22 protein-coding genes and 1 pseudogene are annotated in these 24,969 nt (G+C 68.8%); 13 read left to right on the forward strand and 10 right to left on the reverse strand.

Features of this window, described 5'->3' with window-relative positions:
- Positions 1-10: 10 nt before the first annotated feature.
- The 3 genes from IB225_RS04275 to IB225_RS04285 all read right to left on the reverse strand — a co-directional run bounded on the left by IB225_RS04275 (position 11) and on the right by IB225_RS04285 (position 6,277).
- The gene (locus IB225_RS04275) at positions 11-2,443 is read right to left on the reverse strand and encodes an EAL domain-containing protein (RefSeq protein ID WP_192309998.1); all 2,433 of its coding nucleotides are present in this window, start codon (positions 2,441-2,443) and stop codon (positions 11-13) included.
- A gap of 134 nt (positions 2,444-2,577) precedes the next feature.
- Positions 2,578-4,230, reverse strand: coding sequence for a diguanylate cyclase (locus tag IB225_RS04280; RefSeq protein ID WP_345776568.1), 1,653 nt, complete (start codon positions 4,228-4,230; stop codon positions 2,578-2,580).
- 133 nt (positions 4,231-4,363) lie between these two features.
- Positions 4,364-6,277: a DEAD/DEAH box helicase gene (locus tag IB225_RS04285; RefSeq protein WP_192309999.1), complete on the reverse strand. Its 1,914-nt coding sequence runs from the start codon at positions 6,275-6,277 to the stop codon at positions 4,364-4,366.
- 180 nt (positions 6,278-6,457) lie between these two features.
- On the opposite strand from IB225_RS04285, the gene IB225_RS04290 reads away from it, so the two are divergent.
- Genes IB225_RS04290 through IB225_RS04300 form a run of 3 tightly spaced genes read left to right on the forward strand, consistent with a single transcriptional unit; the run spans position 6,458 to position 7,913 of the window.
- A complete protein-coding gene (locus IB225_RS04290) occupies positions 6,458-6,961 on the forward strand; it encodes a sigma-70 family RNA polymerase sigma factor (protein WP_192310000.1) in 504 nt (167 codons plus the stop codon).
- A 31-nt stretch (positions 6,962-6,992) separates the two neighbouring features.
- The gene (locus IB225_RS04295) at positions 6,993-7,664 is read left to right on the forward strand and encodes a serine/threonine protein kinase (protein ID WP_192310001.1); all 672 of its coding nucleotides are present in this window, start codon (positions 6,993-6,995) and stop codon (positions 7,662-7,664) included.
- Positions 7,665-7,688: 24 nt separating this feature from the next.
- Positions 7,689-7,913: an RNA-binding S4 domain-containing protein gene (locus tag IB225_RS04300; RefSeq protein WP_192310002.1), complete on the forward strand. Its 225-nt coding sequence runs from the start codon at positions 7,689-7,691 to the stop codon at positions 7,911-7,913.
- Between the two features lie 153 nt (positions 7,914-8,066).
- Here the strand turns inward: IB225_RS04300 and IB225_RS04305 are convergent, their stop codons facing one another.
- A complete protein-coding gene (locus IB225_RS04305; RefSeq protein ID WP_192310003.1) occupies positions 8,067-9,173 on the reverse strand; it encodes a hypothetical protein in 1,107 nt (368 codons plus the stop codon).
- Between the two features lie 140 nt (positions 9,174-9,313).
- Positions 9,314-9,703 carry an MAPEG family protein gene (locus IB225_RS04310; RefSeq protein ID WP_192310004.1) on the reverse strand — a complete coding sequence of 130 codons (390 nt, stop codon included), beginning with the start codon at positions 9,701-9,703 and terminating at the stop codon, positions 9,314-9,316.
- A gap of 429 nt (positions 9,704-10,132) precedes the next feature.
- On the opposite strand from IB225_RS04310, the gene IB225_RS04315 reads away from it, so the two are divergent.
- Positions 10,133-13,336, forward strand: a complete 3,204-nt coding sequence (locus tag IB225_RS04315; RefSeq protein WP_192310005.1) for a bifunctional diguanylate cyclase/phosphodiesterase — start codon at positions 10,133-10,135, stop codon at positions 13,334-13,336.
- Between the two features lie 3 nt (positions 13,337-13,339).
- Here the strand turns inward: IB225_RS04315 and IB225_RS04320 are convergent, their stop codons facing one another.
- From IB225_RS04320 to IB225_RS04330, 3 genes are all read right to left on the reverse strand, one after another.
- The gene (locus IB225_RS04320; protein WP_192310006.1) at positions 13,340-14,473 is read right to left on the reverse strand and encodes a DUF1501 domain-containing protein; all 1,134 of its coding nucleotides are present in this window, start codon (positions 14,471-14,473) and stop codon (positions 13,340-13,342) included.
- 2 nt (positions 14,474-14,475) lie between these two features.
- On the reverse strand, positions 14,476-15,873 hold the full coding sequence (locus tag IB225_RS04325) for a DUF1800 domain-containing protein (RefSeq protein ID WP_192310007.1): 1,398 nt from the start codon (positions 15,871-15,873) through the stop codon (positions 14,476-14,478).
- 116 nt (positions 15,874-15,989) lie between these two features.
- Entirely contained in the window at positions 15,990-16,886 is an 897-nt protein-coding gene (locus IB225_RS04330) for a LysR family transcriptional regulator (RefSeq protein WP_192310008.1), read from the reverse strand.
- A 116-nt stretch (positions 16,887-17,002) separates the two neighbouring features.
- Between IB225_RS04330 and IB225_RS04335 the strand changes: the two genes are divergently transcribed.
- The 7 genes from IB225_RS04335 (at position 17,003) to IB225_RS04365 (ending at position 21,902) form a co-directional block, all read left to right on the forward strand.
- Positions 17,003-17,416 carry a DoxX family protein gene (locus IB225_RS04335; RefSeq protein ID WP_192310009.1) on the forward strand — a complete coding sequence of 138 codons (414 nt, stop codon included), beginning with the start codon at positions 17,003-17,005 and terminating at the stop codon, positions 17,414-17,416.
- A 141-nt stretch (positions 17,417-17,557) separates the two neighbouring features.
- A complete protein-coding gene (locus tag IB225_RS04340) occupies positions 17,558-18,643 on the forward strand; it encodes a hypothetical protein (protein ID WP_192310010.1) in 1,086 nt (361 codons plus the stop codon).
- Between the two features lie 10 nt (positions 18,644-18,653).
- Complete coding sequence (locus tag IB225_RS04345; protein ID WP_192310011.1) at positions 18,654-19,160, forward strand: hypothetical protein; 507 nt, start codon at positions 18,654-18,656, stop codon at positions 19,158-19,160.
- Positions 19,161-19,181: 21 nt separating this feature from the next.
- Positions 19,182-19,715, forward strand: a complete 534-nt coding sequence (locus IB225_RS04350; protein ID WP_192310012.1) for a hypothetical protein — start codon at positions 19,182-19,184, stop codon at positions 19,713-19,715.
- Between the two features lie 73 nt (positions 19,716-19,788).
- Positions 19,789-20,433, forward strand: a complete 645-nt coding sequence (locus IB225_RS04355) for a MarR family transcriptional regulator (protein WP_192310013.1) — start codon at positions 19,789-19,791, stop codon at positions 20,431-20,433.
- Between the two features lie 91 nt (positions 20,434-20,524).
- Positions 20,525-21,283, forward strand: a complete 759-nt coding sequence (locus IB225_RS04360) for a hypothetical protein (protein WP_192310014.1) — start codon at positions 20,525-20,527, stop codon at positions 21,281-21,283.
- A 61-nt stretch (positions 21,284-21,344) separates the two neighbouring features.
- Positions 21,345-21,902, forward strand: coding sequence for a redoxin domain-containing protein (locus IB225_RS04365; protein ID WP_192310015.1), 558 nt, complete (start codon positions 21,345-21,347; stop codon positions 21,900-21,902).
- A gap of 199 nt (positions 21,903-22,101) precedes the next feature.
- Here the strand turns inward: IB225_RS04365 and IB225_RS04370 are convergent, their stop codons facing one another.
- Both IB225_RS04370 and IB225_RS04375 read right to left on the reverse strand, forming a co-directional pair.
- Positions 22,102-22,488, reverse strand: coding sequence for an STAS/SEC14 domain-containing protein (locus IB225_RS04370; protein WP_192310016.1), 387 nt, complete (start codon positions 22,486-22,488; stop codon positions 22,102-22,104).
- A 98-nt stretch (positions 22,489-22,586) separates the two neighbouring features.
- Positions 22,587-23,267, reverse strand: coding sequence for a GNAT family N-acetyltransferase (locus tag IB225_RS04375; RefSeq protein ID WP_192310017.1), 681 nt, complete (start codon positions 23,265-23,267; stop codon positions 22,587-22,589).
- A gap of 82 nt (positions 23,268-23,349) precedes the next feature.
- Here IB225_RS04375 and IB225_RS04380 point away from each other — a divergent pair, with 82 nt between their 5' ends.
- On the forward strand, positions 23,350-24,450 hold the full coding sequence (locus IB225_RS04380; protein ID WP_192310018.1) for a DUF1615 domain-containing protein: 1,101 nt from the start codon (positions 23,350-23,352) through the stop codon (positions 24,448-24,450).
- A 158-nt stretch (positions 24,451-24,608) separates the two neighbouring features.
- Positions 24,609-24,962: pseudogene (locus IB225_RS20325) on the forward strand (DUF1428 domain-containing protein); the annotation flags it as partial.
- Between the last annotated feature and the right edge of the window lie 7 nt (positions 24,963-24,969).

Below are 24,969 nucleotides of genomic sequence, written 5' to 3' on the forward strand. Positions count from 1 at the left end.
GGCGTGCGCGTCACGCCGGCTCGACCGGGGCCAGTTCGGCGTACACGGGCTCGCCGCCGGCCCAGGCTTCGGTCAGGTCGGACAATGGACAGGGGACGTGCACCGCATAGCCCTGTACGTAGCCGATGCCTACCTCACGCAGTTGCGCCATGACCGACGCGCACTCCACCCATTCGGCGATGGTGACCTTGCCCAGTGCCTGGCCCATCTGGCTCATCGACCGCACCAGCGCCAGGTCGGCGTCACCCTGCGACAGGTCGCGGATGAAGGCGCCGTCGATCTTCAGGATGTCCACCGCCAGCCGCTTGAGATAGCCGAACGACGACAGGCCGCTGCCGAAATCGTCCAGCGCGATCCGGCAGCCGCGTGCGCGCACGGCTTCGATGAAGCGGCAGGCGTCGTCCAGGTTGGCGATCACCGCGGTTTCGGTGATCTCGAAGCACAGGCTGCGCGCGACCGCCGGATGACGATCCAGCAGCGCGGTGACGTGGTCGAGGAAGGCCGGTTCTGCGATCGACTGCGCGGACACGTTCACGTGGCACAGCTCCAGGCCCGCCAGGTGGCCCGGGTACTGGACGAAGTGGCGGAACAGCGCATCCACCACGTAGGTATCCACCGCCATGCCCTGTCCATAGCGTTCCATCGCCGGCAGGAACACCCCCGGTGCGTGCAGCCGGCCCTCGCGGTCGCGCAAGCGCACCAGCACCTCGTACTGCAGGCGGCCGCTGCCATCCAGCGCCACGATGCGCTGCGCATACAACGGCAGGCGCTGCTCGGCGATGGCCAGCTGCGTGTGCGCCACCCACTCCAGTTCGTGCCGCCGCTTCGACAGGCTGGGATCGGAATCGCGGTAGCAGCGGATGCGGTTGCGCCCCTCTTCCTTGGCCACGTAGCAGGCCGCGTCCGCCGCACGCAGCAGCCAGTCGACATCCACCGCGTCGTCGTTGATCTCGGCCACGCCGATGCTGCAGTTCATCCCGAACGTACGGCCCGCCCAGCTGAAGCCCGTATCGGCAAGCACGGCGTGGATGCGCGCCATCGCGGCCTCGGCTTCTTCCAGCGTGGTGTCGTGCAGCAGGATGGCGAACTCGTCGCCGCCCAGCCGGCCCAGCCAGTCGCCGCGGCGAAGTTGCGACGACACGATGGTGGCGAACTGGCAGAGGAAGCGGTCGCCGGCCTCGTGCCCGCAGGTGTCGTTGACCAGCTTGAACTGGTCCAGGTCGATGTAGCAGAGCGTGTGCCGGCCCTGCGCCTGGCCCAGCGCGCAGCCCAGGCGGCGCGCGATCTCGCGCCGGTTGATCAGCCCGGTCAGTTCGTCATGGCTGGCCTGGTGCGCGATCTCGCAGGCCAGTTCGTGTGCTTCGGAAACGTCCTCGGCCAGCACGAACACGCGTTCGCCGCGACCCGCGCGCGCATCCACCACGGATGCCGTCCAGCGCACCCAGCGCACTTCGCCGCCCGGCCGCACGAAGCGACGCTCGCCGGGCTCGCGCAGGCGGTTCCAGTCGATGCCACCGGCCGCGTCGCGCGCCAGGTCGTCCGGGTGCAGCACGTCCGCCAAGCGCAGCGCGCGCAGGTCCTGCAGCGGTCTGTCGAGGATCTGCGCGAGCGCTTCGTTGGCCTGGGTGAAGCGGCCTTCGCGGTCCAGTTTCAGCATGCCCACCACCGACTGGTGGAAGGCCATGCGGAACTCACTCTCCGTTTCGCGCACGCGCCGCAACGTGCCGCGCATGACATACAGGGCGTAGGCGCACAGGGCCACGAACACCAGCGCGCTCAGCGCGAGCAGCACGCGCCGCATGAAATTCGCGCCATCGGCCAGCGACCGCGAGAACGCCAGTTCCTTCGGCCGCAGGCGCGCATCGATCTCCAGCAGCCTGCGCTGGTACGCCAGCACGTCCGCGTCGGCGAGTGGCGCCTTCGCAACATGCGCTTCGAGCGCATCGGCCACCGCGACCAGTTGTTCGATCTCCACTTCGGCTTCCCGCCACAGACGCACCGAGTCGCGGAAGTAAGGCGCCTTGCCCAGCGCGCGGTACATCCAGATCAGCCGATGGATATCGCCCGGGGCGTTGTTGCCTTGCAGGAAGCCCGCGCGTGCGGCCTCGAGATCCACCGGGTCGCGCTCCAGCGCCTCGCGTCCCGCGCGGTCGCCGAGCGGCACACGCAACGCCTGGCGCGCGTCGTCCAGGTCGGCCTGGCGGGCATGGCCGGCGTAGCGGTACAGGGACAGCACGGCGCGCTGGTGCGCCTTCGACCAGTGGCTCTCGCCGATGATGTAGGCGGTGGCGCCCGCCTGGGTTTCCAGGACGGCAGCCGTCAGCAGGGCACCCAGCGCGGACAGCAGGATCAGCGCGGCCACCCGCACGGGCAGCCGTTGCAGTCCGCGGTCGTCGTCCTGACGGCCGGGTCCGCCCCACGCGCTGGTCACCCCGTTGTCCACATGCCACTCCTGTCGTTCCATACGGAAGGCAGGCGTCCACGCCCGTCCCGCCGTCGTTCATCGGCCCGGCGCGGTCCGGCTTGAGGGTTCATTCAGGTCGCAGACGCGATCCGCCGACCAATGGTCGTGCCGCGTCAGTTGTTGCCGTCGAAGGCGGCTTCGGCATCGACCACGCGGTCGCGCCCGGCGTGCTTGGCACGGTACATCGCGCCGTCCGCCCGGCGCAGCAGCGAGGCGGCGTCGGTGTCTTCCGGCGCCAGCGTGGCCAGGCCGATGCTGGCGGTGACCACCAGGCCGTCGAAGCCCAGGCCGGCACCGGCGGCACTCACCTGGTTGCGCATGGCCTCCAGGCGAGCACGTGCGCTCGCGCCACCGATCCCCGGCAGCAGCACCAGGAATTCCTCGCCGCCCATGCGGATCACGTCGGCCGGGTCGCGCACGGCTGCCGTCAGCGTCGAAGCGACCGTCACCAGCACGCGGTCGCCGGCTTCGTGCCCGTGCACGTCGTTGATGCGCTTGAACAGGTCGATGTCCAGGAAGCCCACCGCCAGCGTGTCTTCGCCGGCGCGCGCATCGCGCATGTGCTGTTCCAGCCGCTTCAGGCCGGCACGGCGGTTCGGCAGACCGGTCAGCTCGTCGGTATCGGCCAGCGCGCGCATCTCGTCGCGTTGGCGGCGCAACTGGCCCAGGCGCAGGTTCAGCACGTACGCGCTGACGGTGAGGAACCAGGTGATCGACAGCTGGATGGCTTCCACCCGGTACTGGATCAGCATGCCGTTGTCGGCCAGGTCCATCCCCGCCATCGCCAGGAACGGCAGCACGGCCGCGATCGCGGCGGTCGCATCGGCGCGGTGGCGAGGCAGCGAGGCCAGTCCGACCGCGAACACCACCACACAGCCCATCACGAAGCCGGTATCCATCGCGGTCGCCAGGCGGGACAGGCCGGCGGTGGGAAGCCAGACCGTCGCCACGCCAAGCGCACACAGGCAGGCGGTGAACCAAGGCAGCCAGCGCTGGGTGGTCGGCCAGAAGCGCGCACCGCCCACCAGCAGCCACATCACGTACAGCAGGATCGGCAAGCCCAGGCACGAGAACGCCACCAGCCAGCGGGTTTCCTGGCCGTCCACCGGCAGCCACGGTTCGGGATAGCCGCTCAATCCGCTGAGCACCGACTGCCCGAGCACGCTCAGCGCGCACAGCAGGGTGTAACCGAGGAACACGCGGTCGCGCGTGCTCAGGAAGCCCATCAGCGCCATGAAGGCCAAGGCGATGGCGATCGCCACGCATGCCGTGCGCACCAGCAGGCGCGCGGTGTCGAACTGCTGCACCGGGCTGGGTGCGCCGATGCGCACCGTCGGGATCCAGCCGGGCTTGAGCGGCTTTTCCCAGGCCACCTGGATCGGCTCGTGGTTGCCCGCCGGCGGCACCACCACCATGCCCACACCGGCACGGAAGCGCGAATCGCGGGTGCGCGCGTCGTGCATGCGCCCGCAGATCTCGCGGTCGCCGTGATGCACGCGCACCTCGCCAGCGAAGATGTTGAAGACGTTGATCGCCTGCGGCGCACCCGACCAGCCACCCGGCGGCGCGGGAATCTCGACCCGTTCGGTCAGTGCGGCCAGCATCGCGGGCGTGCAGTGACGCTGGGGGGCCTGTTCGGACGTGGGGGCGCCCGTGACCAGATAGTCGCGACCCGGCTGTGGGGCGGCGAGCGTCGGGCACGACAGGGCGACGAGCAGCAGCAGCCACCCCGCGATCCCGCCGATTCGCCCCCTGTTCCCCTTCACAAACACTCCGGTACGTCGCCGCTTCCCGACTTCCGGTGCGCTGGCTTGCGTCTACGAAATGCAACTTCCGTGCCACCCCGGTGCTTCCGCACCGGTTCCACCCTGCCTCCCGGCGCTTTCGCGCCGGATGTCGTCACTCGCGCGGCGGCCCCTTGCGATGCGGCTTCGCCCCCGGCTTGCCCACACCGAACGGCCGGTCGCCACGCGGCTTGCCCTTGCCCGCCCCCGGCCCGCCGAAGCGGCGCGGCGGCGCGGCGCCTGCCCCGCCCTCCTCGCCCAGCTTGTGGATGCGGAGTTGCTGGCCGGATACCCAGACCTTCTTCAGGTGCATCAGCACCTCGCGCGGCATGCCCTCCGGCAGGTCGAGCGTGGTGTGGTCGTGCTGGATGTCGATGCGGCCGATGTAACGGCTCTCCAGCCCCGCCTCGTTGGCGATCGCGCCGACGATGTTGGCCGGCTTCACGCCATGCGCATGACCCACTTCGATGCGGAACGTCTCCATGCCGACCTCCGGCTTGTCGCCGCGCGGCGGCTTGTCCGCGCGCGGGCGGTCGGTGTCGGGGCGCTCGATGCGCGAACGCTCGGGCTTGTCGAAGCTGCGTGCCGGGCGCTCGCCCTGCGCATCGTCGCGGCGCGGACGGTCGTCGCGCTCACGGCGCGGCGCGTTGCCGTAGGTCTCGCTGCGCACCGGACGCTGTTCGCGCGGCGTGCGTTCCTGCGAGAGCAGCAGCGGCGTGTCGCCCTGCACCAGTTGCGCCAGCGCGGCGGCGATGTCCACCGCCGGCACGTTCTGCTCGCGCTCGTAGCGCTCTATCAGCGCGCGGAACTCGCCGGCCTTGCCCGACGCCAGCGTGTCGGTGATGCGGGCGAGGAATCTCTCCACGCGGCGGTCGTTCACCGCTTCCACGCTGGGCAGCTGCATTTCTTCGATGGGCTGGCGCGTGGCGCGCTCGATCGCGCGCAGCATGCCCTTCTCGCGCGGGGTGACGAACAGGATCGCGTCGCCCGCACGACCGGCACGGCCGGTACGGCCGATGCGGTGCACGTAGCTCTCGGTGTCGTACGGGATGTCGTAGTTCAGCACGTGGCTGATGCGCTCCACGTCGAGGCCGCGCGCGGCCACGTCGGTGGCGACCAGGATGTCGAGCTTGCCGTCCTTGAGCTGCTGGATGGTCTTCTCGCGCGCCGCCTGCTGCATGTCGCCGTTGATCGCCGCCGCGGCCAGGCCACGCGCCTGCAGCTTGTCGGCCAGTTCTTCGGTCGCCGCCTTGGTGCGGGCGAAGATGATCATGCCGTCGAACGGTTCGACTTCCAGGATGCGGGTCAGCGCATCCAGCTTGTGCATGCCGCTGACCCACCAGTAGCGCTGGCGGATGTTCGCCGAGGTGGTGGTCTTCGAGGCGATGTTCACCTCGACCGGGTCCTTCAGGTACGTCTGCGCGATGCGGCGGATGGCCGGCGGCATCGTGGCGGAGAACAGCGCGACCTGGCGCGTTTCCGGGGTCTTCTTTAGCACCGTCTCGACGTCGTCGATGAAGCCCATGCGCAGCATTTCGTCGGCTTCGTCCAGCACCAGCGTGGTCAGGCCGGACAGGTCCAGCGAACCGCGTTCAAGATGGTCGATGACGCGGCCCGGCGTACCGACCACGACATGCACGCCGCGCTTCAGCGCCTGCAGCTGCGGGTAGTAGCTCTGGCCACCGTAGATCGGCAGCACGTGGAAGCCCGGAATCTTGGCGGCGTACTTCTGGAACGCCTCGGCGACCTGGATGGCCAGCTCGCGCGTGGGCGCCAGCACCAGCGCCTGCGGGCTGCCGGCATTCAGATTGATGTTGGCCAGCACCGGCAGCGCGAACGCGGCGGTCTTGCCGGTGCCGGTCTGCGCGGTGCCCAGCACGTCGCGCTTGGCCAGCATGGCGGGGATGGTGGCGGCCTGGATCGGCGACGGGCTCTCGTAACCCACCTCGGTGACCGCCGCCATGACGGGCGCGGGCAGGCCGAGATCGGCGAACAGGAGGGGGGCTGGCGAGGGGGATTCGGTAGACATGCGGGCACTCCGGTGGCGTCGCGGAGCCGCACGCCGAGCCGCATATTGTGCGCCTTCGGGGCGCTCCTGTCGCGTTGCAGCACGATTCGGGGCCGGCAGGCGTGATTTTTCCCGCGCCCCGGCGAATCACCTTCCAGACCGCACAATCCACCGGATGCCGGGATGGAAACGATCACGATCATGAACCCCCTGACGGACACGGACGCCTTGCAGGACTTCCCGGCCCTGCTGCAGCAGCACCGCGGCATCCTGGCCAAGGTGGCCGGTACCTATGCCTGGCACCCGGACGACCGCGACGACCTGATGCAGGAGATCGCCGCCCAGCTGTGGCGCGCGTGGCCCGGCTACGACACGGGCCGCCCGTTCTCCACCTGGATGTACCGCATCGCCCTGAACGTAGCGATTTCTTATGTGCGCGGCCGCACCCGCGGCGTTCAGCCGGAGTCGTGGCACGAGGACCATCACGACCTCGCCGATCCGAATCCGCACGACCACGAAAGCCACCAGCAGGTGGACCAGCTGTACCGCTTCATCCAGACGCAGCCGCCGCTGGACCGCGCGCTGCTGCTGCTCTACCTGGAAGACCGCAGCTACCGCGAGATGGCCGACGTGCTCGGCCTGAGCGAAACCAACGTCGCCACCAAGATCAGCCGGCTGAAGCAGCGGCTGCGCCAGGAACTCTGACCCGATGACTTCTCCTTACGGAACGACAGCCATGGAACCCGATGACCTGAAACTCGCCTGGCAGACGCTGTCGCGTCGCTTGGAACGGCAGGAAGCGCTGCAGACCCACGTGCTGCTGGAGCAGCGCAAGCAGAAGGCGCTGTCCAGCCTGCGCCCGTTGTTCTGGGGCCAGGTGGTGCAGACGCTGTTCGGCATCCCCTTCATCCTGCTGGCGGCGCTGCTGTGGATCCAGGGCGGCCAGTCCGCCGACGGCCTGCCGTGGACGACCATCGTGGCCGGCATCGTGGTGCAGCTGTACGGCATCGCGACCCTCGCGATGGCCGGCCAGACGCTGCTGCGCATCCGCGAGATCGACTACGCGCAGCCCATCGTCGAGATCCAGAAACGGCTGTCGACCCTGCGCCGCACCTACATCGTCAACGGCATGCTGGCCGGGTTGCCGTGGTGGTTCCTGTGGGTGCCGCTGCTGATGGTGCTGGCCGGGCTGGGCGGCGGTGACCTGTACGCCCGTGCGCCGAGCGTGGTCTGGATCGGGCTGGGGGTTGGCGCCGTCGGGCTGGCGGCGACGGCGTGGTTCCATCGCTGGTCGCGCGACCCTGCCCGCCCCCGCCTGGCCAAGGCGATGGAAGACAGCGTGAGTGGCGGCAGCCTGCGGCGCGCGCAGGCGCAGATCGACGAGGTCGCGCGGTTCGAGGCCGACTGAACGACCCTCGCGTAGACTGCGCGCATGCAACGCATCGACTTCGACCTGGACCCCGGCCACGAGTACGTGGAACTCAACCAGCTCTTGAAACTGGTCGGCATCGCTGACAGCGGCGGCCAGGGCAAGGCCATCGTCGCCAGCGGCGCGGTGACGGTGGACGGGGTGCAGGAGCTGCGCAAGACCGCGAAGATCCGCGCCGGCCAGACGGTGCGGATCGAGGACGTCGAAATCCTGATCAGCGACGCGTAGAAGACGTCGCTTCTTCTCGCCGCCCGCCGCGCCCCTCGATTCACACCAGCGCGCACGAGAGCGAGCGAAAGCCTCTCTCCTCACACATCGAGTCTCGTTGAAGGCACGCCCCGGCTCTGCGGAGGCGGACAACGCCGCTCCCGGCGCGCGGACTCAATCGGCCGTGCCCGCCGTTTCGGGCAACACGACCGGCGCATCGTCGCTGTCGGCCATGCGGTCGAACTCCGACAGCGGGCTGTCGGCCGGGCACTTGTCGTCCGGGAACCCGAACTGCGTGCGCAGCTCCAGGCCACAGGCCTGCATGTCGTCCAGTCCTGCGCCCGCCTTCTTGCAGGTGCTGTCGAAGCTGCGCATGAAGGCATCACGGCGCATCACGAAGTCGTCGCCGCAGCGGCGCATCAGCTGCAGGCGGTCCAGGTCGTCCTGCGCGGCGTTGGTGCCATCCAGGCCGTATTCCTGCAGTTCTTCCTTGCTGAGCAGGCGCAGGCGGCGGTTGGGCACGGTCATCATCAGGTCGGCCACCGCGACGGCCACGCCGTTGCGCGACAGGTAATCCTTGACCCGGTCGTAGACGCCACGCAGTTCCTCGTTGAGCTCGGCGCGCGTGGTGGCGGTGGAACTCATGCGGATGATGCGGTGCACGCCGACCTTGCCGGAGATCATGCGGTTGTCGCCGGCGCCCAGCACGAACACGCAGGCGCTGTGGCACACCGAACCCTCACGCACCCAGATGGTCCAGCCGCCGGCGCCGATGACGTCGCCGGCCTTGATCGCGTCCTCGACCTGGCCGCCGGCGGAGTCGAGGTCGAGGATGCGCTTGTGGATGCCCATGCGGCCGGCGATGTCCGCCACGCGCGAGACGAGGTCGGTGAAGTCGGCGGCGATCTTGCCCTGGTAGCGCAGGCGCAGCACGCCCCCCTTCTGGCACGGCGACAGCGCATCGACCACGCTGAAGAACGCAAGCGACTCCAGCGGGGCGCCATCGCCCTCGTCGGTGTTGTACTCGGCCTGGCAACTGACGTGGGCGACGCCCGACGTCACTTTCGCCGTCGGCCATTCGGTGGGCATCGCCTCGGCGGGCTTGCGCGCCTCGGTCGCCACGGGACCAGTGGAGACCGCACCGTCACCGCGTTCGGCCTGCTGGGCGGGGGTGTCCTTCGGCGGCTCGGCCGGCGCCTGCGCCAGTGCGTCGGGGGCCACGTCCTGCGAATCCATGCGGCACGCCGCCAGCAGCAGCGTGGCCAGCAGCAGGAGGGGCATCAGCGGGGAGATACGCAACAGCATCCGGTCGGTCGCACTACGCCCGCGTGCATGCACGCGGGCCTGAATGGGGGTGTCCCTAGTCTAGTGTCAATCGGCCGTTCCAGCCCTGCCCTGCGATGAACCCGCGGCCCGCAGGCTCACAGCAGCGCCCACAGGACCTGCAGCAGCCCCCACAACGAAACCGCCCACACCACCGTGCGCAGGTAGGGCACGCCGACGGCGTACAGCGGTACGTAGACCAGTCGCGCCCAGAAATAGCACTGCGCACCCAGCGCGGTGTCGGCGTTGCCGCGTTCCAGCACGACGACCGCCAGCACCGCGGCGGCGAAGAATGGGAAGGTCTCGAGGAAGTTGCGCAGCGCGCGATCGACGCGCGCCGCGGCACCTGTCAACGGAGGCAGCACGGCATCGCGCGCACCGACGTTCCACTTCAGTCCACGCTGGTGGGTGGTGAGCGCCGCGCCCAGCAGCACATGCGCCAGGCCCAGGGCGACGGACCAGGCCAGCATCTTCAGTTCGATCGGCATGACGCACCCTCGTCAGAACGATGCCGCCACTCTAGCGCAGCCTTGCGCCTGCCCGGTGCGTTGGCGCCCGGCGCCATGGGTCCACGCTGCCACGCGGATATCGCGCGCGCTTCACGCGGCCCGTGGACGTCACGGACATTACCTACCGTGATCCTGCATGGCATGCGTGTTCAGTTGCACGCGCCCGGCTACCTGCATTACACCCGCCGCATCGACGGAAAATTGACGCGCATCACGCGCACGCGTAGCGCATGCTTCGCCCATTGAAGGTGGGGACGAGTTCCTGCACTACACGCATTTCGTCCTGTCCGGCGCGTTTATCGCCAGCGCACATCGTCGCGCTCCCTGAACGGAATTCGCCGCGCTTGCGGCCTGTCGGTGATTTGGGTATCACAGTGCCACGGAGCGTCGGCTCCGCAGGGGAATGCATTGGCAATACACCAGGACCTTTGGCGGCCCGTCCAGTGGGCGCAGCGCTTTGCAGCGGCGTTCGCGTGGCTGTTGGCCGCCGTGTTCACCCTGGTGGATGCCGGCAGCGGCCACTTCCTCGATGACGGCGTGCCGGTGGTCGGCGTGCTGGTGGCCATCGCGACCTGGCGCAGTACCGAGCGCCCGGTCCGCCTGGCCGTGGCGGGGCTGCTGAGCGCGCTGCTCCTGCTGCATCTGTGGCAGTTCCATACGCTGGGCACCTGCCTGGTCCTCGCGGCGGCGACAGCCATCGCCTGGGCGCGCGTCTGGCGCGGGTTCTGGCCGGAATTCGTCATGCGCGTCTTCGCCGCAGCAGCGCTGCTGCTCGCCGTGCAACCGGTACTGGGTGCCTTGCAGGCCGGCGGCGCCGGCGCCGAGATCGGCTGGTCGCTGTCGCTGTCGGCGCTGGCGATGTTCCTGCTGGTATACACGCCGTCGCTTCGCGATGGTCGCATGCTGGATACGAGCACCGAACTGGTCGCCTTCGTGCTCGCGTTCGCGCTGATCGCGCTGGTCGGATGGCATGTCCCCGGCAGCCTGGTCGGCAGGATGGGCGTCGACTTTCCGCCCATGCGGCCGATCTCGACGCTGAGCGTCGCGCTGGTCGCGCTGGCCTTGCTGCTGCGCCAGCGCGAGCAGGAGCGTGCGGCCTGGATCGTCCTGGCCCTGGTCACCGTGCCGTTGCTGTTCACGCTGTTGCAGACGCTGGGCGGCGTGACCACCCCGGTCAACGCCCTGCTGCACCGGTGGGGGTGGCTGCCACGCCCCACGACGCCGCTGATCGGCGGCTACACCGACTACGGCGTGCTGACCGCATGGGTGGCGGTGGCCATGCTGCCGCAGGCGCTGCAGCGGTGGGAGAGCGTGCGGTGGGGCATCACTCGCGGCCTCGGAATCGCCATGGCCTCGGTCGCCGGCATGGCGACGCTCGGGCTGCTGATCCAGCTGCCCTATCACCGCGAAGGCCTGTCGATCTACCAAATCTCGCTGACCGCGTCGGCACAACTGGTGGCACTGGGCCTGTCGCTGGCGGTCGCCGGCGAGAACTCGCTGCGCGAGCGCATGTTCGGCGTGCTGCCGATGGCGGCGGCGCTGATGCTGGGCGGATTGTACTGGGGAGCCGCGTCCGGCGATCGCGATGCGATGGCGCGCAACGTGATGAAGACGCAGACCGCCAGCACGGCGCCGACCTTCGTGCGCGGCATCGAACTGCGCCGCGCCGCGTTGCGCCAGCTGTCCGCGTCGCTGACCGCCGCCACGCCCGAAGCCGCCGAGAACCTGTTCGACAACTACGTCGAGGACATGGTCGGCGCCTTCGCGGGATTCCGCGTGGTACGCAGCGTCGGTGAAGGCCACGAGTTCCGCTGGGTGTCACCCGGCTTCGACGCACCGGTCGCGCCTTCGCCGCCCTTACCGGTGGCGGATGCGGGCCTGCTGCAACCGGTGCCGGGTGGCTGGTGGCTCACGGTCGACACGGCCGGACGGCGCACGCAAGGCTTCATCGCACTGGACGACTTCGTGCGCACGCTGAGCAAGGCGGTCTTGTCGGACCGCCCGGTGCGCGCCACCGCCGAGGGCATGCCGCCGGTGGAACAGGGCGAACCGCAGGGCGCTCCGCTGTCGATCGAACGCGTCGCGCTGCCCGGTCATGACGTGCAACTGGAACTGTGGGCGCCGCCCGCGCTGACCTCGTTCACGCTGCCACGGGCACTGGTGGTCGGCGGCCTCAGCAGCGGCCTGTTGATCGCCTTCGTGCTGTTCCTGCTCGACATCTCGCGGCGGCGTTCGTCGGAAGCCGCGGAAACCGCGCGCTCGCTGCTGCTGGAAACCGAGCGCCGCCTGGATGCGCAACGCCGGCTCAATGATGCCGCCGCGATGGACAGTGCGACCGGACTGCCACGCTTCTCGGCGCAGTCCAACCTGATCACCGAGAAGATCGCGGCTCCGTCGACCGCCGGTCATGGCCTGGCGATCGTCGACCTGGACGGCTTCGGCATGGTCAACGATTCGTTCGGACACGACGGCGGTGACGAAGTGCTGCGGCGCATGGGCCAGCGCATCCTCGCCGCCTGCGACGGCAAGGGCAGCGTGTACCGGTACGGCGGCGAGGGCTTCCTCGCCCACTTCACCGACATCGACATCGACCAGCTCACGCGGCTGGCCGAAGACATCCGCCGCGCGGCGGGCCAGCCGATCGCGCTGTATTCCACGCATCCGTCGTTCACCGTGACCGCTAGCATCGGCCTGGCGCATTCGCCCGAACATGGCGCAGATCTGCAGACGTTGCTGCGCAGCGCCGACGACGCGCGCCACCTGGCCAAGCGTGCCGGCCGCAACCAGGTCCGCCTGCCGTCGGCGAGTACACAGCAGGAAGCCAACGATCGCCTGAGCCGCGTCACCGCGCTGCGCGAGGCGGTCGTGCGCGGCCAGCTGCGGCTCGCCTACCAGCCGGTGGTGGCCGGCGACACGTCGCAGCTCACCGGCTTCGAGGCGCTGGCGCGCTGGCGGCACCCGGTCTGGGGCGAGGTGCCGCCGTCGGTCTTCATCCCGCTGGCCGAGAGCGCGGGACTGATGGAAGACATCGGCCACTTCGTGCTGGAACAGGCCTGCCAGCAACTGGCGCGCTGGCGCGGCATGGGGCTGCGCACGCTGGGTATGGCGGTGAACCTGTCGCCCAGCCAGTTGGGACAACCCACGCTCGCGCCCTGGATCGCCGAATGCCTGCAACGGCACGAGCTGCCGGCCGACGCGCTGACGCTGGAACTCACCGAAAGCGTACTGGTGGAAGACATGGGCGCCGCGCAGCAAATGCTGCAGACCCTGCACGCACTCGGCGTGCGACTGGCGCTGGACGACTTCGGCACCGGCTATTCCAGCATGTCGTACCTGCAGCGGTTGCCGCTGGACATCATCAAGATCGACCGCAGCTTCGTCGACGGCATCGCCGCCGAGAGTACCGACCGCGCCATCGCGCGCACCATCCTCGTGCTGGCGCATGAAATGGGCATGCGCACGATCGCCGAGGGTGTGGAAACGTCCGAACAGATGCACGCGCTGCAGCAGATGGGCTGCGACGAGATGCAGGGCTACTTCTTCGGTCGCCCGATGGAAGTCGACGAAGCCACCACGCTTGCGCGCGGCGAATTGCGCAACGCTACGGGCTGACGCTCAGCCTCGTAGCAGATCCCTCATTCCTGCTGCACCACCGCTGTCGGGAAACACGCGCGATTCGAGCGTGGTGCGCGGGATTCCCAGGTGATCGCCGACCACGCCCTTGAACACGCTGCGCAGGTCGGTCGTCGCACGCAGGTCGCGACCGTCGTTGAGCTGTGACGGCGACAGACCCGGCCAGTCGCCAGCGATGCGGCCGCCGGCGACCGCGCCACCTGCCAGCATCGCCAGCGTACCGGTGCCGTGATCGGTGCCACCGGTACCATTCACCGCCGCCGTGCGACCGAACTCGGTGACGACGACGACCACGGTGCGTGACCAGGCTTCGCCGATCCCGTCATGGAACTGCCTGAGGCCCTGGTCGAGTTCGGCCAGCTTGCGCGCCAGCACCGGCCCCTGCTGCGCATGCGTGTCCCAGCCGGTGTTCTCGACGAAGCCCACCCGCGGCCCATCGTCTGCCTTCATGAAGCTTGCCGCCGCAGCCATCGCCTGCGGCAGCCGCGCGACATTGCCGTTGGCCTGCATGCCTTGCGCGGCCATCGCCTGCTGGAACGGATGCGCCAGCCGGGCATCGGCGGCGTACAGCGTCTGCAGGCGTTGCAGCAGGATCGGGTTGACGTCATCCGGCAACGGCGGCGACCACGTCGTCGCCTCGGCGGGACCGCGCAGGATCAGCGGCATTACCGTGCTCACCGACAATGCGCGGGATGCCGGCAGCGCGGCCACGCACCGGTTGAGCCAGCCATCCGACGCGCCGCCGGTAGCCGCCGCACCGCTCTCCAGATTGTCCTGCGCCTCGAAGTGCGAGCGCTGCCGGTAGGGCGGCGCCACCGCCAGCACCGGCAGCCATTCGCGCCGTGCATACAGCTCATGACTGAAGGCGAGCGCCGGATGCAACGCGAAGTCCGCATCCAGTCGTTGCGCCTCGGCGACCGTCAGGCGACCGCGCAACGCGGCATGTTGCGGGTCGCCGGTCGGAATGACGGCATGCAGGCCATCCAGCCCGCCACGCAGCAGCACGACCAGCAGGCGCGTATCGCGGCCTTCGTTCGCTTGCGCGAAACGCGACCACAGGCTGAGCGTGGTGGCGGCCGCGCCGGCGGCAAGGAAATGGCGTCGGGTCAGCGACATGATCAGGTCCTCCATTGGAACGCGGGACTGGCGAACAGCAAGGCCATCCCTTCGCGCGGTGACTCCGCACGGCGCACGGCGGTCAGCGTGTCGGCATCGAGCGCATCGCCGAACACGTTCGCTGCGGTGCGCAGCGGATCGGGGTCTTCGGTCGCCGCGGTCTCCGCCAGCGACTGCGCGGCCTGGATGCGCTTCCACACCGCATCGGCGCCGCTCCAGTCGGCCGTGCCATCGGCGAAGCCTTCCGGCGAGCGCGGCGCAAACGGAGGTTGTCCGAGGCGCCCGAGCAACCCGGCCAGCGCGCGTGGTTGTGCCACGGTCGCCGTGCCGGTGCTGCGCAGGGTCGAGACGACGAAGTCGTCCGGCGTCTTCAGCTTGCGCGCGTCGGCCGACCAGGCCTCATCGCTGTCGATCAGCGCCGTGTACACCAGCCGCAGCGCACCGCCACTCCGCTGCCATACCGTTGCCATGCGTTCGATGACCGCAGGCGGTGGCGTATCGCTGATGAAGTGGCGTGCCAGTTTGCCGCAGACGTGCCGTGCCGTCGCGGGATGCATGGCCAGGTCGCGCAGTATCGCGCGCCCTTGTGCTTCGCCATTGGCCGCGTAGCGACGGCCCAGCACCGCGCGCGGGCCGGCTTCGTGCGCATTGGGCCGGAACTTGAACGCCGTACCAACGCCAGCGGCTTCCCGTTCGCGGGCTGCCGGCACACTCCAGCCGGTGATGGCACGTGCGAGCTCACGCACGTCATCCTGCGTGTAGCCGCCATCGACGCCGAGGGTGTGCAGCTCCAGGATCTCGCGCGCGAGATTCTCGTTGAGACCGGTACGCTGCACGGCGCCGCCCTGCGCACGGCGGCGCTGCCGCTCGGCCAGCCGCGACTGCTCGCCGACCGAGCGCACGTTGTCGAGGTAGCGCAGCATCGCCGGATGCTGTTCCACCGCCAGCAGCAGGTCGGCGAAGTTGCCGGTGGCATGCGGACGGATGGCTTCGCGCTCCATCGGGGCGGCGTAGAGCGTGGCGGTGCGCTTGTCGACGGAGACGGCGAAGTGGTTCGACCAGAACCGCACCAGCCGTTCGACGAAATCCTGTTCGGTCACCACGGCCTGGCGATAGCGCCAGCCCAGCTCCGCTTGCTGCTGTCGACCGAAGCGTTCACGGAATCCCATCGCCGCGTTGCCGGAGGTGCCGGCCTGGCGCGCCTCGCGCCGATCACGCTGATAGTCGTATTCCGCCTGCAGGTAGTCGGCGCTGGAGGGCAACGCCGCGGGGGACGCCACCGGGGCAACGGCCAACTGTGCGTGCAACCAGTCGCGCGGATCGTCGATGCGACCCAGCGTGCCGGGACGCGCGCCGAGTCCGAACCGGTTGGCAGCGCTGACGGCTTCGCGTCGGATCATGGGAAGCTCCGTGGGAACGACAGAGGTTCCAACGCGCCGCACGTCGATGCGTTGACACCGCGGCGAATGCCTTCAGCGATGTCGTCGTTGCTTCACGCGCATGAATACGCCAACGACTACGTCGCTCCCTCGCGCAGCTGCGCGAGGAAGGCGCGGCCGGCCGGACCGGGCGGCGTGTCCTTGCGGTACACCGCGCGCATCGGCATCTGCGCGTAACGCGGATCGGCGTCGGCGATGCGCAGCCGCTTGAGGCGACCGCTGGCGAGATCGTCTTGCACGATGTGCAACGGCATATGTCCCCAACCCAGGCCCGCGCGCAGGAACGCATGCTTCGCGCCCAGGTCCGCCAGCCGCCAGGTCAGCGGCGACTGCACCGCGAAGTCGCGGCCTGCGGTCAGTGGCGTGCGATCGGTCAGCACCAGCTGCACGTGCTTGACCAGCGTCTTCGTCGGCACGGTGCCGCGTACATTCGCCATCGCATGCGAGGGCGCGACGACGGTGACGAAGGGCACCGCCTGCAAGGGTTCCGTCTCGAGTTCGTCCGGAAGATCCGGCAGCGACCCCACCACGCCGATCCTGCACGTGCCATCCAGCACCGGACGGACCACGCCGCCCAGCACCTCGACGTACAGCCGCAGCGGCGTGTGCGGGAATGCGGTGCCGCTGTGCGCGGCCGCACGCGTCAGCGCCTGCATCGGGAACATCACGTCCACCACCACCGACAGTTCCGGCTCCAGCCCTTCGGCGACGCTGCGCGCGCGGGCCTTGAACGTATCCATGTGCTCGGCCACCGCACGTGCCTCGACCAGCAGCGCGCGGCCGGCGTCGGTCAGTTGCGGATAGCGTGCACTGCGGTCGAACAGCGCCACGCCCAGCTGCGCTTCCAGGTTGGCGAGGGTCTGGCTGACCACCGACTGCGCGCGTCGCAGCCTGCGCCCCGCGGCGGAGAAGCTGCCCTGCTCGGCGGCAGCGATGAAGGTGCGCAGCTGGTCGAGGGTGAAGGCGTCGAGCATATATCGCTCCAGACGATGGATTTCATCGAAATATATAGGCTTCCGGGATAGGTTGCGACGGCCTAACCTGCGCTCCGTACCCGCTGCACCCACCACCACCTTCCCTGGAGCACCCGATGTCCACCGTGACTGTTACCCCGAGCACTACCCGCATTCCCGCCCTGCGTGGCGCCGCCGATCTGGCCGGCCGCACCCTGCTGGCGTCGCTGTTCGTCATCTCCGGCCTCGGCAAGCTGGCCGCCTACGCCGGCACCGCCGGCTACATGGAATCCGTCGGCGTCCCCGGCGCGCTGTTGCCGCTGGTCATCGCCCTGGAAGTGCTGGGCGGCCTGGCCATCGTCGCCGGCTTCAAGACCCGCGTCGTCGCCAGCCTGCTGGCGGTGTTCTCGATCGCCAGTGCCGTGCTGTTCCACAACAATCTGGGCGACCAGATCCAGCAGATCATGTTCCTGAAGAACATCGCCATTGCCGGCGGCTTCATCACCCTAGCCGCACGCGGTGCCGGTGGCTGGAGCATCGACAACCGCTGAGCCTTCCCGCTCAACCGCGAAACCGACGCCGGCCTCGTGCCGGCGTCTTCGCGTGATGATCTCAGGGGCACCGCACGGCGGTACAAGCCCGGCCGACACCGGTATGCCAGCGTGCAGGCTGCCCCGCCGCTGGAGTCCAGCATGCCCGGTCTTCGCCTCCCCGCCCTGTGCCTGGCAGGCCTGTTCGCCTGCATCGCAGTGCAGGCCGAAGAGAGGGAGCGGCTGCCTGTAACCGCGTTCGCGACCCTGCCTGCCGACGTGCGCCATCCGGAGAGCCTGACGGTCGATCCGGCCAGCGGCGAGATCTATGTCGGCACGTTCGACGCGCGAGAACCGGCAACGGCGCGCAACAACCAGCTGCTGCGATTCGCCGCCGACGGCCGCCTGCTCGCCCAACGTAGTTTCGGCGCGACGCCGTTGACCGGCATCGGCTTCTTCCGGGGAAAACTGTACGTACTGAACTTCGGTGCGTCGAAGCTGCAACGGATCGATGCTGCCTTCACCGCCACGTCGCCCATCGAAGACCTGGCGAGCTTCGCCGCACTCACGCCCCCTGCCCCACCCGCGCGCCGCGTCGACAATCCGGACGGCAGCCACGACAGCATCGCCTTCGGCTCGGCCGGCTTCCCTGCAATCAACGGCCTGGTGTTCGACCGTGCGGGCACGCTCTACGTGTCCGACTCCTTCCAGGGCGCGATCTACCGCATCGCGGACGCCACGACCTGCGTGCCCTGCCGCGTCGAGGTCGTCGCGCGCGATCCGCTGCTGGCCACCACCGGCGCGCTGCCGTTCGGTGCGAATGGGCTGGCGTTCAACGCGGACGAATCGATCCTCTACATCAACAACGCCGGTGACGGCCGCGTGCTGCGGCGACGCATGCCGGAGGGCGTCATCGAAATCCTGGCCGATGGCGTCTACGGCGCCGATGGCCTGCTGTTCCACCAGGGACTGCTGTGGGTATCGGCGAACCAGATCGACACGCTCGTCGCGCTCGACGAACACGGTCGCGTGCGCCATCGCGCCGGCGATTTCATGGGCGTGTCCGCGGATGGCGAACCTCGCGGATTGCTCTTCCCCGCGGCTTCCGCCGTACAGGGCCGCAGGATGATCGTCGCCAATCTCGCCCTGCCGCTCACGCCTGCCGCCGGGGACGAGTGGGAAGAAGACGTCACCCGCTGGAACCTTATGCAGTTCGATCTTCCCGATCCGCCGCCGCCTGCCCCCTGAGGAACATCCCATGCTCAACATCACGCCCTTCGGCTGGTTCCACACCGCCATCAGCCTCGTCTCGTTGTTCGGTGGCCTGTATGCACTGCTGCGCTACCACGACATCCGCTACGCGACCCCGCTGGGCAAGACCTACACCTGGTTCACCGTCGCCACCTGCATCACCAGCTTCTTCCTGATGCGGACCGGCAAGCTGAGCGAAGCGCATGGACTGACCGTGCTGACCTTGATCGTGCTTGCCGTCGCGCTGCTGCTGGGCCGCAACGCGGTGCTCGGTTCGTGGCGGCATGTCGCGGCCTCGCTGGCGTTCACGCTGACGGTGTTCTTCCACTTCATCCCGGGGTTCACCGAGACGCTGACCCGTGTTCCGATCGGATCACCGCTGGTCTCCGGCCCGCAGGATCCGCTGCTGCAGAAACTGGTGGGCGCGACTTTGCTCGTGTTCCTGGTCGGAATGCTGTTGCAGGTGCGCGCATTGCGCCGCGGTCGCACCCAGCTGCCGCATCCGGCGACATGATCCGACAGGGCGCCGGTCGCGATGCTGACCACGCTGCCGACCCTCGATGCCCTGCTGGAGACGCACGCATCCCGGCTTGGCCGCGATGCCACCGGTTATCGGCATCACGCCTACCGGGTGGCGAATTTCTACTGGCACCTGCTGCCCGGCAACGCGGAGATGCTGGAGAAGCTGAGCATTGCCGCGGCGTTTCATGACCTCGGCATCTGGACGGCGCACACCTTCGACTACCTGCCGCCTTCGCGTGCGCTGGCAAGCGAACACCTGCGCGCCATCGGCAGGGTGGCTTGGCAGCAGGACGTGGACGCGATGATCGACCATCACCACAGGATCCGGCACATGCCGGCCGACACGCATGCGAGCGTGGAGATGTTCCGGCGGGCGGACTGGATCGACGTCAGCAACGGCGTGTTGCGCTTCGGCCTGGACCGAAAGGTCGTTCGCGAAGTGAGAAGGATGTTCCCCGATGCGGGTTTCCATCGCCGCCTGCTGCAGCTCACGCTGCAACGCCTGGCGCGACATCCGCTCTCGCCCCTGCCGATGATGCGGTGGTGACATGGGCATGGCACTGGCCTGCGCCGACGGACGGCCATTGACTTATATAGTTAGGACTCCTAACTTACTATCCATGATCGATACCCCCTTCCAACGCAGACAGGCCACGCGCGGACTGGAGCAGCTCGCGTCGCTGGTACGTGCACAGTCGTGGCGCCAGGACGGCACGCCGTCGTTGCCGCCGACACAAGCGGCGGTGCTGCGCATGCTTCAAGGCGTGCAGGACGGGATGCGCGCGCGGCAGATCGCCGAGCGCCTCGGCATCTCCGCCGCCAGTCTCAGCGACTCGCTGAAGGCGCTGGAAGGCAAGCAATGGATCCGCCGCACGCCCGATCCTGACGATGCCCGCGCCGCACGCGTCCGCCTGACCTCGTCCGGCTCGCGCATGGCTACGCAGTTGCAGCGCCCCGACCAGGGCATGGGCTCGCTGGTCGAAGCGCTGGGTGATGCCGATCTCGGCGCGCTGCTGCGCGTGACCCAGTTGCTGGTCAACGAGGCGCAGGAACAAGGGCTGGCCACCGGCCTGCGGACCTGCCTGGGTTGCGAGTTCTTCCGCCCGTTCGCCTCGGGCAAGCGCGAGGCGCCGCATGTCTGCGCCTTCCTCGACAAGGCCTTTGGCGATGCCGAACTGCGCGTGGACTGCGCGGAGCAGCAATCCGCCGACGACGCACGACGCCAGGGAAGCGTCATCCGCTTCCGCCAACCGACTCCGCCCTAGGCGGAAACAAGAAGGACGGCGCCCGACTGCCATCGGACGCCGCCCGGTACCTCCCACCCACCCTACGAGAGCAAGCAAGAGGAATTCGATTATGCGCCAGAACACTACCCGACGTTTCGCGTTGGCCGCCGCGCTCGCGCTGGCCATCGGCGGCGTGCACGCCCACGACGGCAAGGCCCACACCGGTGGCATCGCATCGGCGGCGAGCAAGGCCGTCATCGCCGATTTCGACATCGTGCATACCAAGATCACCACCGAGAAGAACATCGCCACCTTCCACATGGCGGTCTCCGGCAAGGCCGGCAAGACCACGCCTGCGGCGACCGGAAAGCTGGCCGGCAGCGACGTGTTCTCCTACGTTTGGCCGACCACCATCGATCCCTATGAAGTCGGCTTCGAGAAAGGCGCCGGCATCCTGGCGATGGCGGTCACCGCGCACCCCGACTTCGACGACACGCCGCTGTACGACGAGAACGGCGATGGCAAGCTCGACAACGACGGCGACCTCTGGCACAGCCACTGGGTCGTGCTGCAACCGAACGAAGCCTGCGGCCCCGGCGCGCTGGGTGTGGTCGACATCCCCGAAGGCAGCAAGCCGCGCCTGCCGAAGACCTGGCCGGGCTTCCCGATCCTGCTCGACAGTCCGGGCTGGAGCCCCACGCTCAACGCCGAAACGGTGGAAGTGAAGGTGCCGTTCGACGACATCGGCGTGGTCACCGCCGGCAGCTTCGACGGCGTCACCGCCGGCCTGCGCGTCAACGCCAGCGTGCACGCACCGCTGCTGTGCGTGGTGGATGTGTTCAAGGTCGCGTCCGGCAACCTCAGCCTGCCCGGCAAGCCGAACAAGTAAGCCACTCCCCCTGTCGCGCCGGTCCACACGGGCCGGCCGCGACCCTCAGAGACCTTCCCCCATGAACGCCATTGATCGCCCGGCGCCACCCTGGCAGGTGGACCGCTGGTTCAACACACCCCACGCCATCACCCTGGAATCCCTGCGCGGCAAGGTGGTCGTGCTGGAAGCCTTCCAGATGCTCTGCCCCGGTTGCGTGTCGCACGGCCTGCCGCAGGCGACGCGCATCCACGCGACCTTTCCGCACGACCAGGTCGCCGTTGTCGGCCTGCACACGGTCTTCGAACACCACGCCGCGATGACGCCGATCGCGCTGGAAGCGTTCCTGCACGAGTACCGCATCGCCTTCCCCGTCGGCGTGGACCCGCCTGGCACGCACGGCCCGATTCCACGGACGATGGAGGCCTACGCGATGCGCGGCACACCGACGCTCATCCTGATCGACGCACAGGGCCGCCTCCGTCACCAGCACTTCGGCCAGGTCAGCGACCTGGTGCTGGGCGCGCAGATCGCCACCCTGGTGCATGAAGCGCAGGCCATCGCAGTGTCGGAAGAGACGCAGATTCCCCCGCAGGCGGCTACAGGCTGCGCGACGGACGGTTGCGCGATTCCCGTGTAACGGGCATGGCCGGTGCTTTCCGGCCGCGGCGTTAAAGCGGACACAGGGGCTTCACGGCGCGTTCGCGCCACTCAGGTTTGGATAGCACCATGCACCGCGCGCCCGCCCCGTTTTCGCTGCTGCATCGCCTGGCCTTCATGGGCCTGGGCATGACGCTCGCCGTGCTCAGCGGCGCGCTGCTTCCCTGACCGGGAAGCCGTCAGTCCTCCCCGGCCGGATCCAGTTCCGCGGCCCAGTCCAGCGCGATCGAGCGCTCTTCCGGCGCGAACGTCCGCATGGCCGTGTGCGGCATGATCCTGTCCGCCATCCCGGTGACCGCCACCAGCCAGCGCTTGTCCGTCACCACGGCGGCACGCGCGAAGCGGTCGTACTCGCCGCGCTTGGACAACGCGTAGCGCAGGTCCTTGCCGACCACGTCCAACGACAGGCCATGCAGGTCACTGATGTCGCTGACCACCGCGATCCGGGGGAACTGCAGGAGCCGGGATTCGAGGTCGGCGATGCACGCGTCGTAGTCCGCGCCGGTCAGCTCGTCGGTGAAACGATAGGCCGCCACATGCGGCGGACTGGCCAGGATCTCGATCATGCGCACACTCCATCAATACCAGCGGCGACCTTAGCCGCGCCGGCCTGCGCGTGCGTCAAATCCGCCTCACGAAACTGCACCGCGCCGACAGGTACGGATCAGCCCTCCGTGCGCGTCAGCGACCAGAACCCGACATCGCGACGCACACGGTAGCCGAGCTGCTCGTACAGCGTCTTCGCGCGTGGATTCTCGTGGCTGACGTGCAGGAACGGTTGCACACCACGCGCCAGCGTCTCGTTGGTCAGCCACGTCGTCAGGTGTCGTGCGTAGCCGCGGCCGTTGAAGTCCGGATGCGTGCAGATGGCGCTCATCTCGCGACTGTCAGCACTGCCCAGTCGCTCGCCGATCATTGCCGCAAGTCGGCCGTCCTCGTAGATGCCGAAGTAGCGGCCCAGTTCCATCGTGCGTTCGCGGAAGTAGTGCGGATAGACCAGCGCGGTCAGGGCGAGGACGTCCCCGCGCTGCGCCTCGCCGAGCGGCACGATGTCCGGACCTTCGGCCACCGCGAGCGGCGCGTCGCACACCATCTGCGCGAGCGGGCGGAAGGCCTGCAGGCTCCAGCCTTCGTGTCGCGACGGCGCGATCCCGATCAGGTACACCGACTCGCCCGGGGCCACCAGCGTGTCGAATGCGTGTTCAACCGAAAGGTCCGCGGACGCGATCCCCAGGAATGGGGCATAGGCGGCCGGGTAGCGCGCCACCTCGCCGGCGCGCAGGGCGATGTCGCCGTGGATGGAATCCAGGGCGGACCAGAACGGGTTGTCGAGGGCAGTGGTCATGGGCGTGCGCGTCGGGGGAAACGCGATTATCCACGCGCGGGCCCGTGGTGCATCCGGCGGTGGCGCTCCGTATGCTGCGCGCATGACGACCTCGCCCGTTCTCCGGCTCTTTCGTGCCGCATCCATTGTCTCGGTCCTGTTGCTGGCCGGCTGCGTGACCGCCCCGCCTGCGCCCACGCGTCCTCCGGCCGACACCCGCAGCGAGATCGTGCGGCGCATGCCCGCCAAGGTCGTCGACCGCGAGCGCTGGGCGGCCGACATCGAGACCGCGTTCGCCGCGCAGCGGATAGAACCCAACAGCGAGAACATCTGCGCCGTACTCGCCGTGACCGAGCAGGAGTCCGGTTATGTCGCCAATCCCGCTGTCGCCAACCTGCCGAAGATCGCGCGCGGCGAGATCGACCGCCGCGCCGCGTCGATGCATGTACCGAAATTCGTGGTCGATGCGGCGCTGGCGGTGCGCTCGCCGGACGGACGCACCTACGCCGAGCGCCTGCGTTCGGTCCGCACCGAGCGCGACCTCAGCGATATCTACGAAGACATGATCGGCAGCGTACCGCTGGGCAAGCGCCTGTTCGCCGACTACAACCCGGTGCAGACCGGCGGGCCGATGCAGGTGGGCATTCCGTTCGCCGAATCGAAGGTCGCGGGCTATCCCTACCCCGTCGACGGCAGCATCCGCGACGAAGTGTTCACCCGCCGCGGCGGCATGTACTTCGGCATCGCCCATCTGCTGGGTTACGAGACGCCGTATACGCGCAAGGTGCATCGCTTCGCCGACTACAACGCCGGCTGGTACGCCAGTCGCAATGCGGCGTTCCAGAGCGCGGTCGGCATTGCGACCGGCACTCCGCTGACGCTGGACGGCGACCTCCTGAATCCCGGCGCTCCGCTGGACAAGCCCGGGCAGACCGAGCGCGCGGTGCGCCAACTGTCGACCGCACTGCGCATGGACGACCGCGCCCTCCGCGATGCGCTGGAACGCGGCAACCGGCTCGACTTTGGCGACACCGATCTGTACGCACGCGTGTACGCCCTGGCCGAAGCGCGCGCCGGCAAGCCGTTGCCGCGCGCGGTGATCCCCGGCATCAAGCTGGAAAGCCCGAAGATCACCCGCGACCTGACCACCGCCTGGTTTGCGACGCGCGTGGACGAGCGCTACCGGAACTGCCTGCAGCGCTGACGGCCCCGCAACGGCGCGACCGGCGGTCATCACACCGTTGTTCCCGCGGCGGGGGCAGATTGGGTCCGAGGCCCGAGGGTCGGATGTCGAAATCATCCCGGCCCGTTCGTCGCAGTCAGGAAGGCGCCATCCCGGCGCCGCATCCCCCGGAGGTTTCCATGCCGTACATCGATGGTTTCGTGGCCGCCGTGCCCACCGCCAACAAGCAGAAGTTCATCGACCACGCGAACATGGGCGATCCCGTGTTCATCGAACAGGGCGCCACCCGCGTGGTCGAGTGCTGGGAAGACGACGTGCCCGACGGCAAGGTCACCGACTTCCGCAGGACCGTGCAGGCCAAGCCGGACGAAAGCGTGGTGTTCTCGTGGATCGAATGGCCGGACAAGGCCACGCGCGACGCCGGCATGAAGAGGATGATGGAAGACCCGCGCGTGCAGCCGGAGAACAATCCGATGCCGTTCGACGGCAAGCGGCTGATCTTCGGGGGCTTCGTGCCCACGGTGTCGCTGGGGCCCGATC

It is taken from the genome of Pseudoxanthomonas sp. PXM02 (assembly GCF_014851805.1).
In the GTDB taxonomy this organism is placed as follows: domain Bacteria; phylum Pseudomonadota; class Gammaproteobacteria; order Xanthomonadales; family Xanthomonadaceae; genus Pseudoxanthomonas_A.

Excerpts from the sequence above, each read along its gene's own strand:
- IB225_RS04305 (WP_192310003.1), bottom strand. The coding sequence starts at position 9,173 with ATGCCCCTCCTGCTGCTGGCCACGCTGCTGCTGGCGGCGTGCCGCATG.
- IB225_RS04335 (WP_192310009.1), top strand. The coding sequence starts at position 17,003 with ATGTCCACCGTGACTGTTACCCCGAGCACTACCCGCATTCCCGCCCTG.
- IB225_RS04290 (WP_192310000.1), top strand. The coding sequence starts at position 6,458 with ATGAACCCCCTGACGGACACGGACGCCTTGCAGGACTTCCCGGCCCTG.
- IB225_RS04345 (WP_192310011.1), top strand. The coding sequence starts at position 18,654 with ATGCTCAACATCACGCCCTTCGGCTGGTTCCACACCGCCATCAGCCTC.
- IB225_RS04380 (WP_192310018.1), top strand. The coding sequence starts at position 23,350 with ATGACGACCTCGCCCGTTCTCCGGCTCTTTCGTGCCGCATCCATTGTC.
- IB225_RS04350 (WP_192310012.1), top strand. The coding sequence starts at position 19,182 with ATGCTGACCACGCTGCCGACCCTCGATGCCCTGCTGGAGACGCACGCA.
- IB225_RS04375 (WP_192310017.1), bottom strand. The coding sequence starts at position 23,267 with ATGACCACTGCCCTCGACAACCCGTTCTGGTCCGCCCTGGATTCCATC.
- IB225_RS04285 (WP_192309999.1), bottom strand. The coding sequence starts at position 6,277 with ATGTCTACCGAATCCCCCTCGCCAGCCCCCCTCCTGTTCGCCGATCTC.
- IB225_RS04295 (WP_192310001.1), top strand. The coding sequence starts at position 6,993 with ATGGAACCCGATGACCTGAAACTCGCCTGGCAGACGCTGTCGCGTCGC.
- IB225_RS04340 (WP_192310010.1), top strand. The coding sequence starts at position 17,558 with ATGCCCGGTCTTCGCCTCCCCGCCCTGTGCCTGGCAGGCCTGTTCGCC.
- IB225_RS04320 (WP_192310006.1), bottom strand. The coding sequence starts at position 14,473 with ATGTCGCTGACCCGACGCCATTTCCTTGCCGCCGGCGCGGCCGCCACC.
- IB225_RS04300 (WP_192310002.1), top strand. The coding sequence starts at position 7,689 with ATGCAACGCATCGACTTCGACCTGGACCCCGGCCACGAGTACGTGGAA.
- IB225_RS04325 (WP_192310007.1), bottom strand. The coding sequence starts at position 15,873 with ATGATCCGACGCGAAGCCGTCAGCGCTGCCAACCGGTTCGGACTCGGC.
- IB225_RS04355 (WP_192310013.1), top strand. The coding sequence starts at position 19,789 with ATGATCGATACCCCCTTCCAACGCAGACAGGCCACGCGCGGACTGGAG.
- IB225_RS04330 (WP_192310008.1), bottom strand. The coding sequence starts at position 16,886 with ATGCTCGACGCCTTCACCCTCGACCAGCTGCGCACCTTCATCGCTGCC.
- IB225_RS04365 (WP_192310015.1), top strand. The coding sequence starts at position 21,345 with ATGAACGCCATTGATCGCCCGGCGCCACCCTGGCAGGTGGACCGCTGG.
- IB225_RS04370 (WP_192310016.1), bottom strand. The coding sequence starts at position 22,488 with ATGATCGAGATCCTGGCCAGTCCGCCGCATGTGGCGGCCTATCGTTTC.
- IB225_RS04360 (WP_192310014.1), top strand. The coding sequence starts at position 20,525 with ATGCGCCAGAACACTACCCGACGTTTCGCGTTGGCCGCCGCGCTCGCG.
- IB225_RS04310 (WP_192310004.1), bottom strand. The coding sequence starts at position 9,703 with ATGCCGATCGAACTGAAGATGCTGGCCTGGTCCGTCGCCCTGGGCCTG.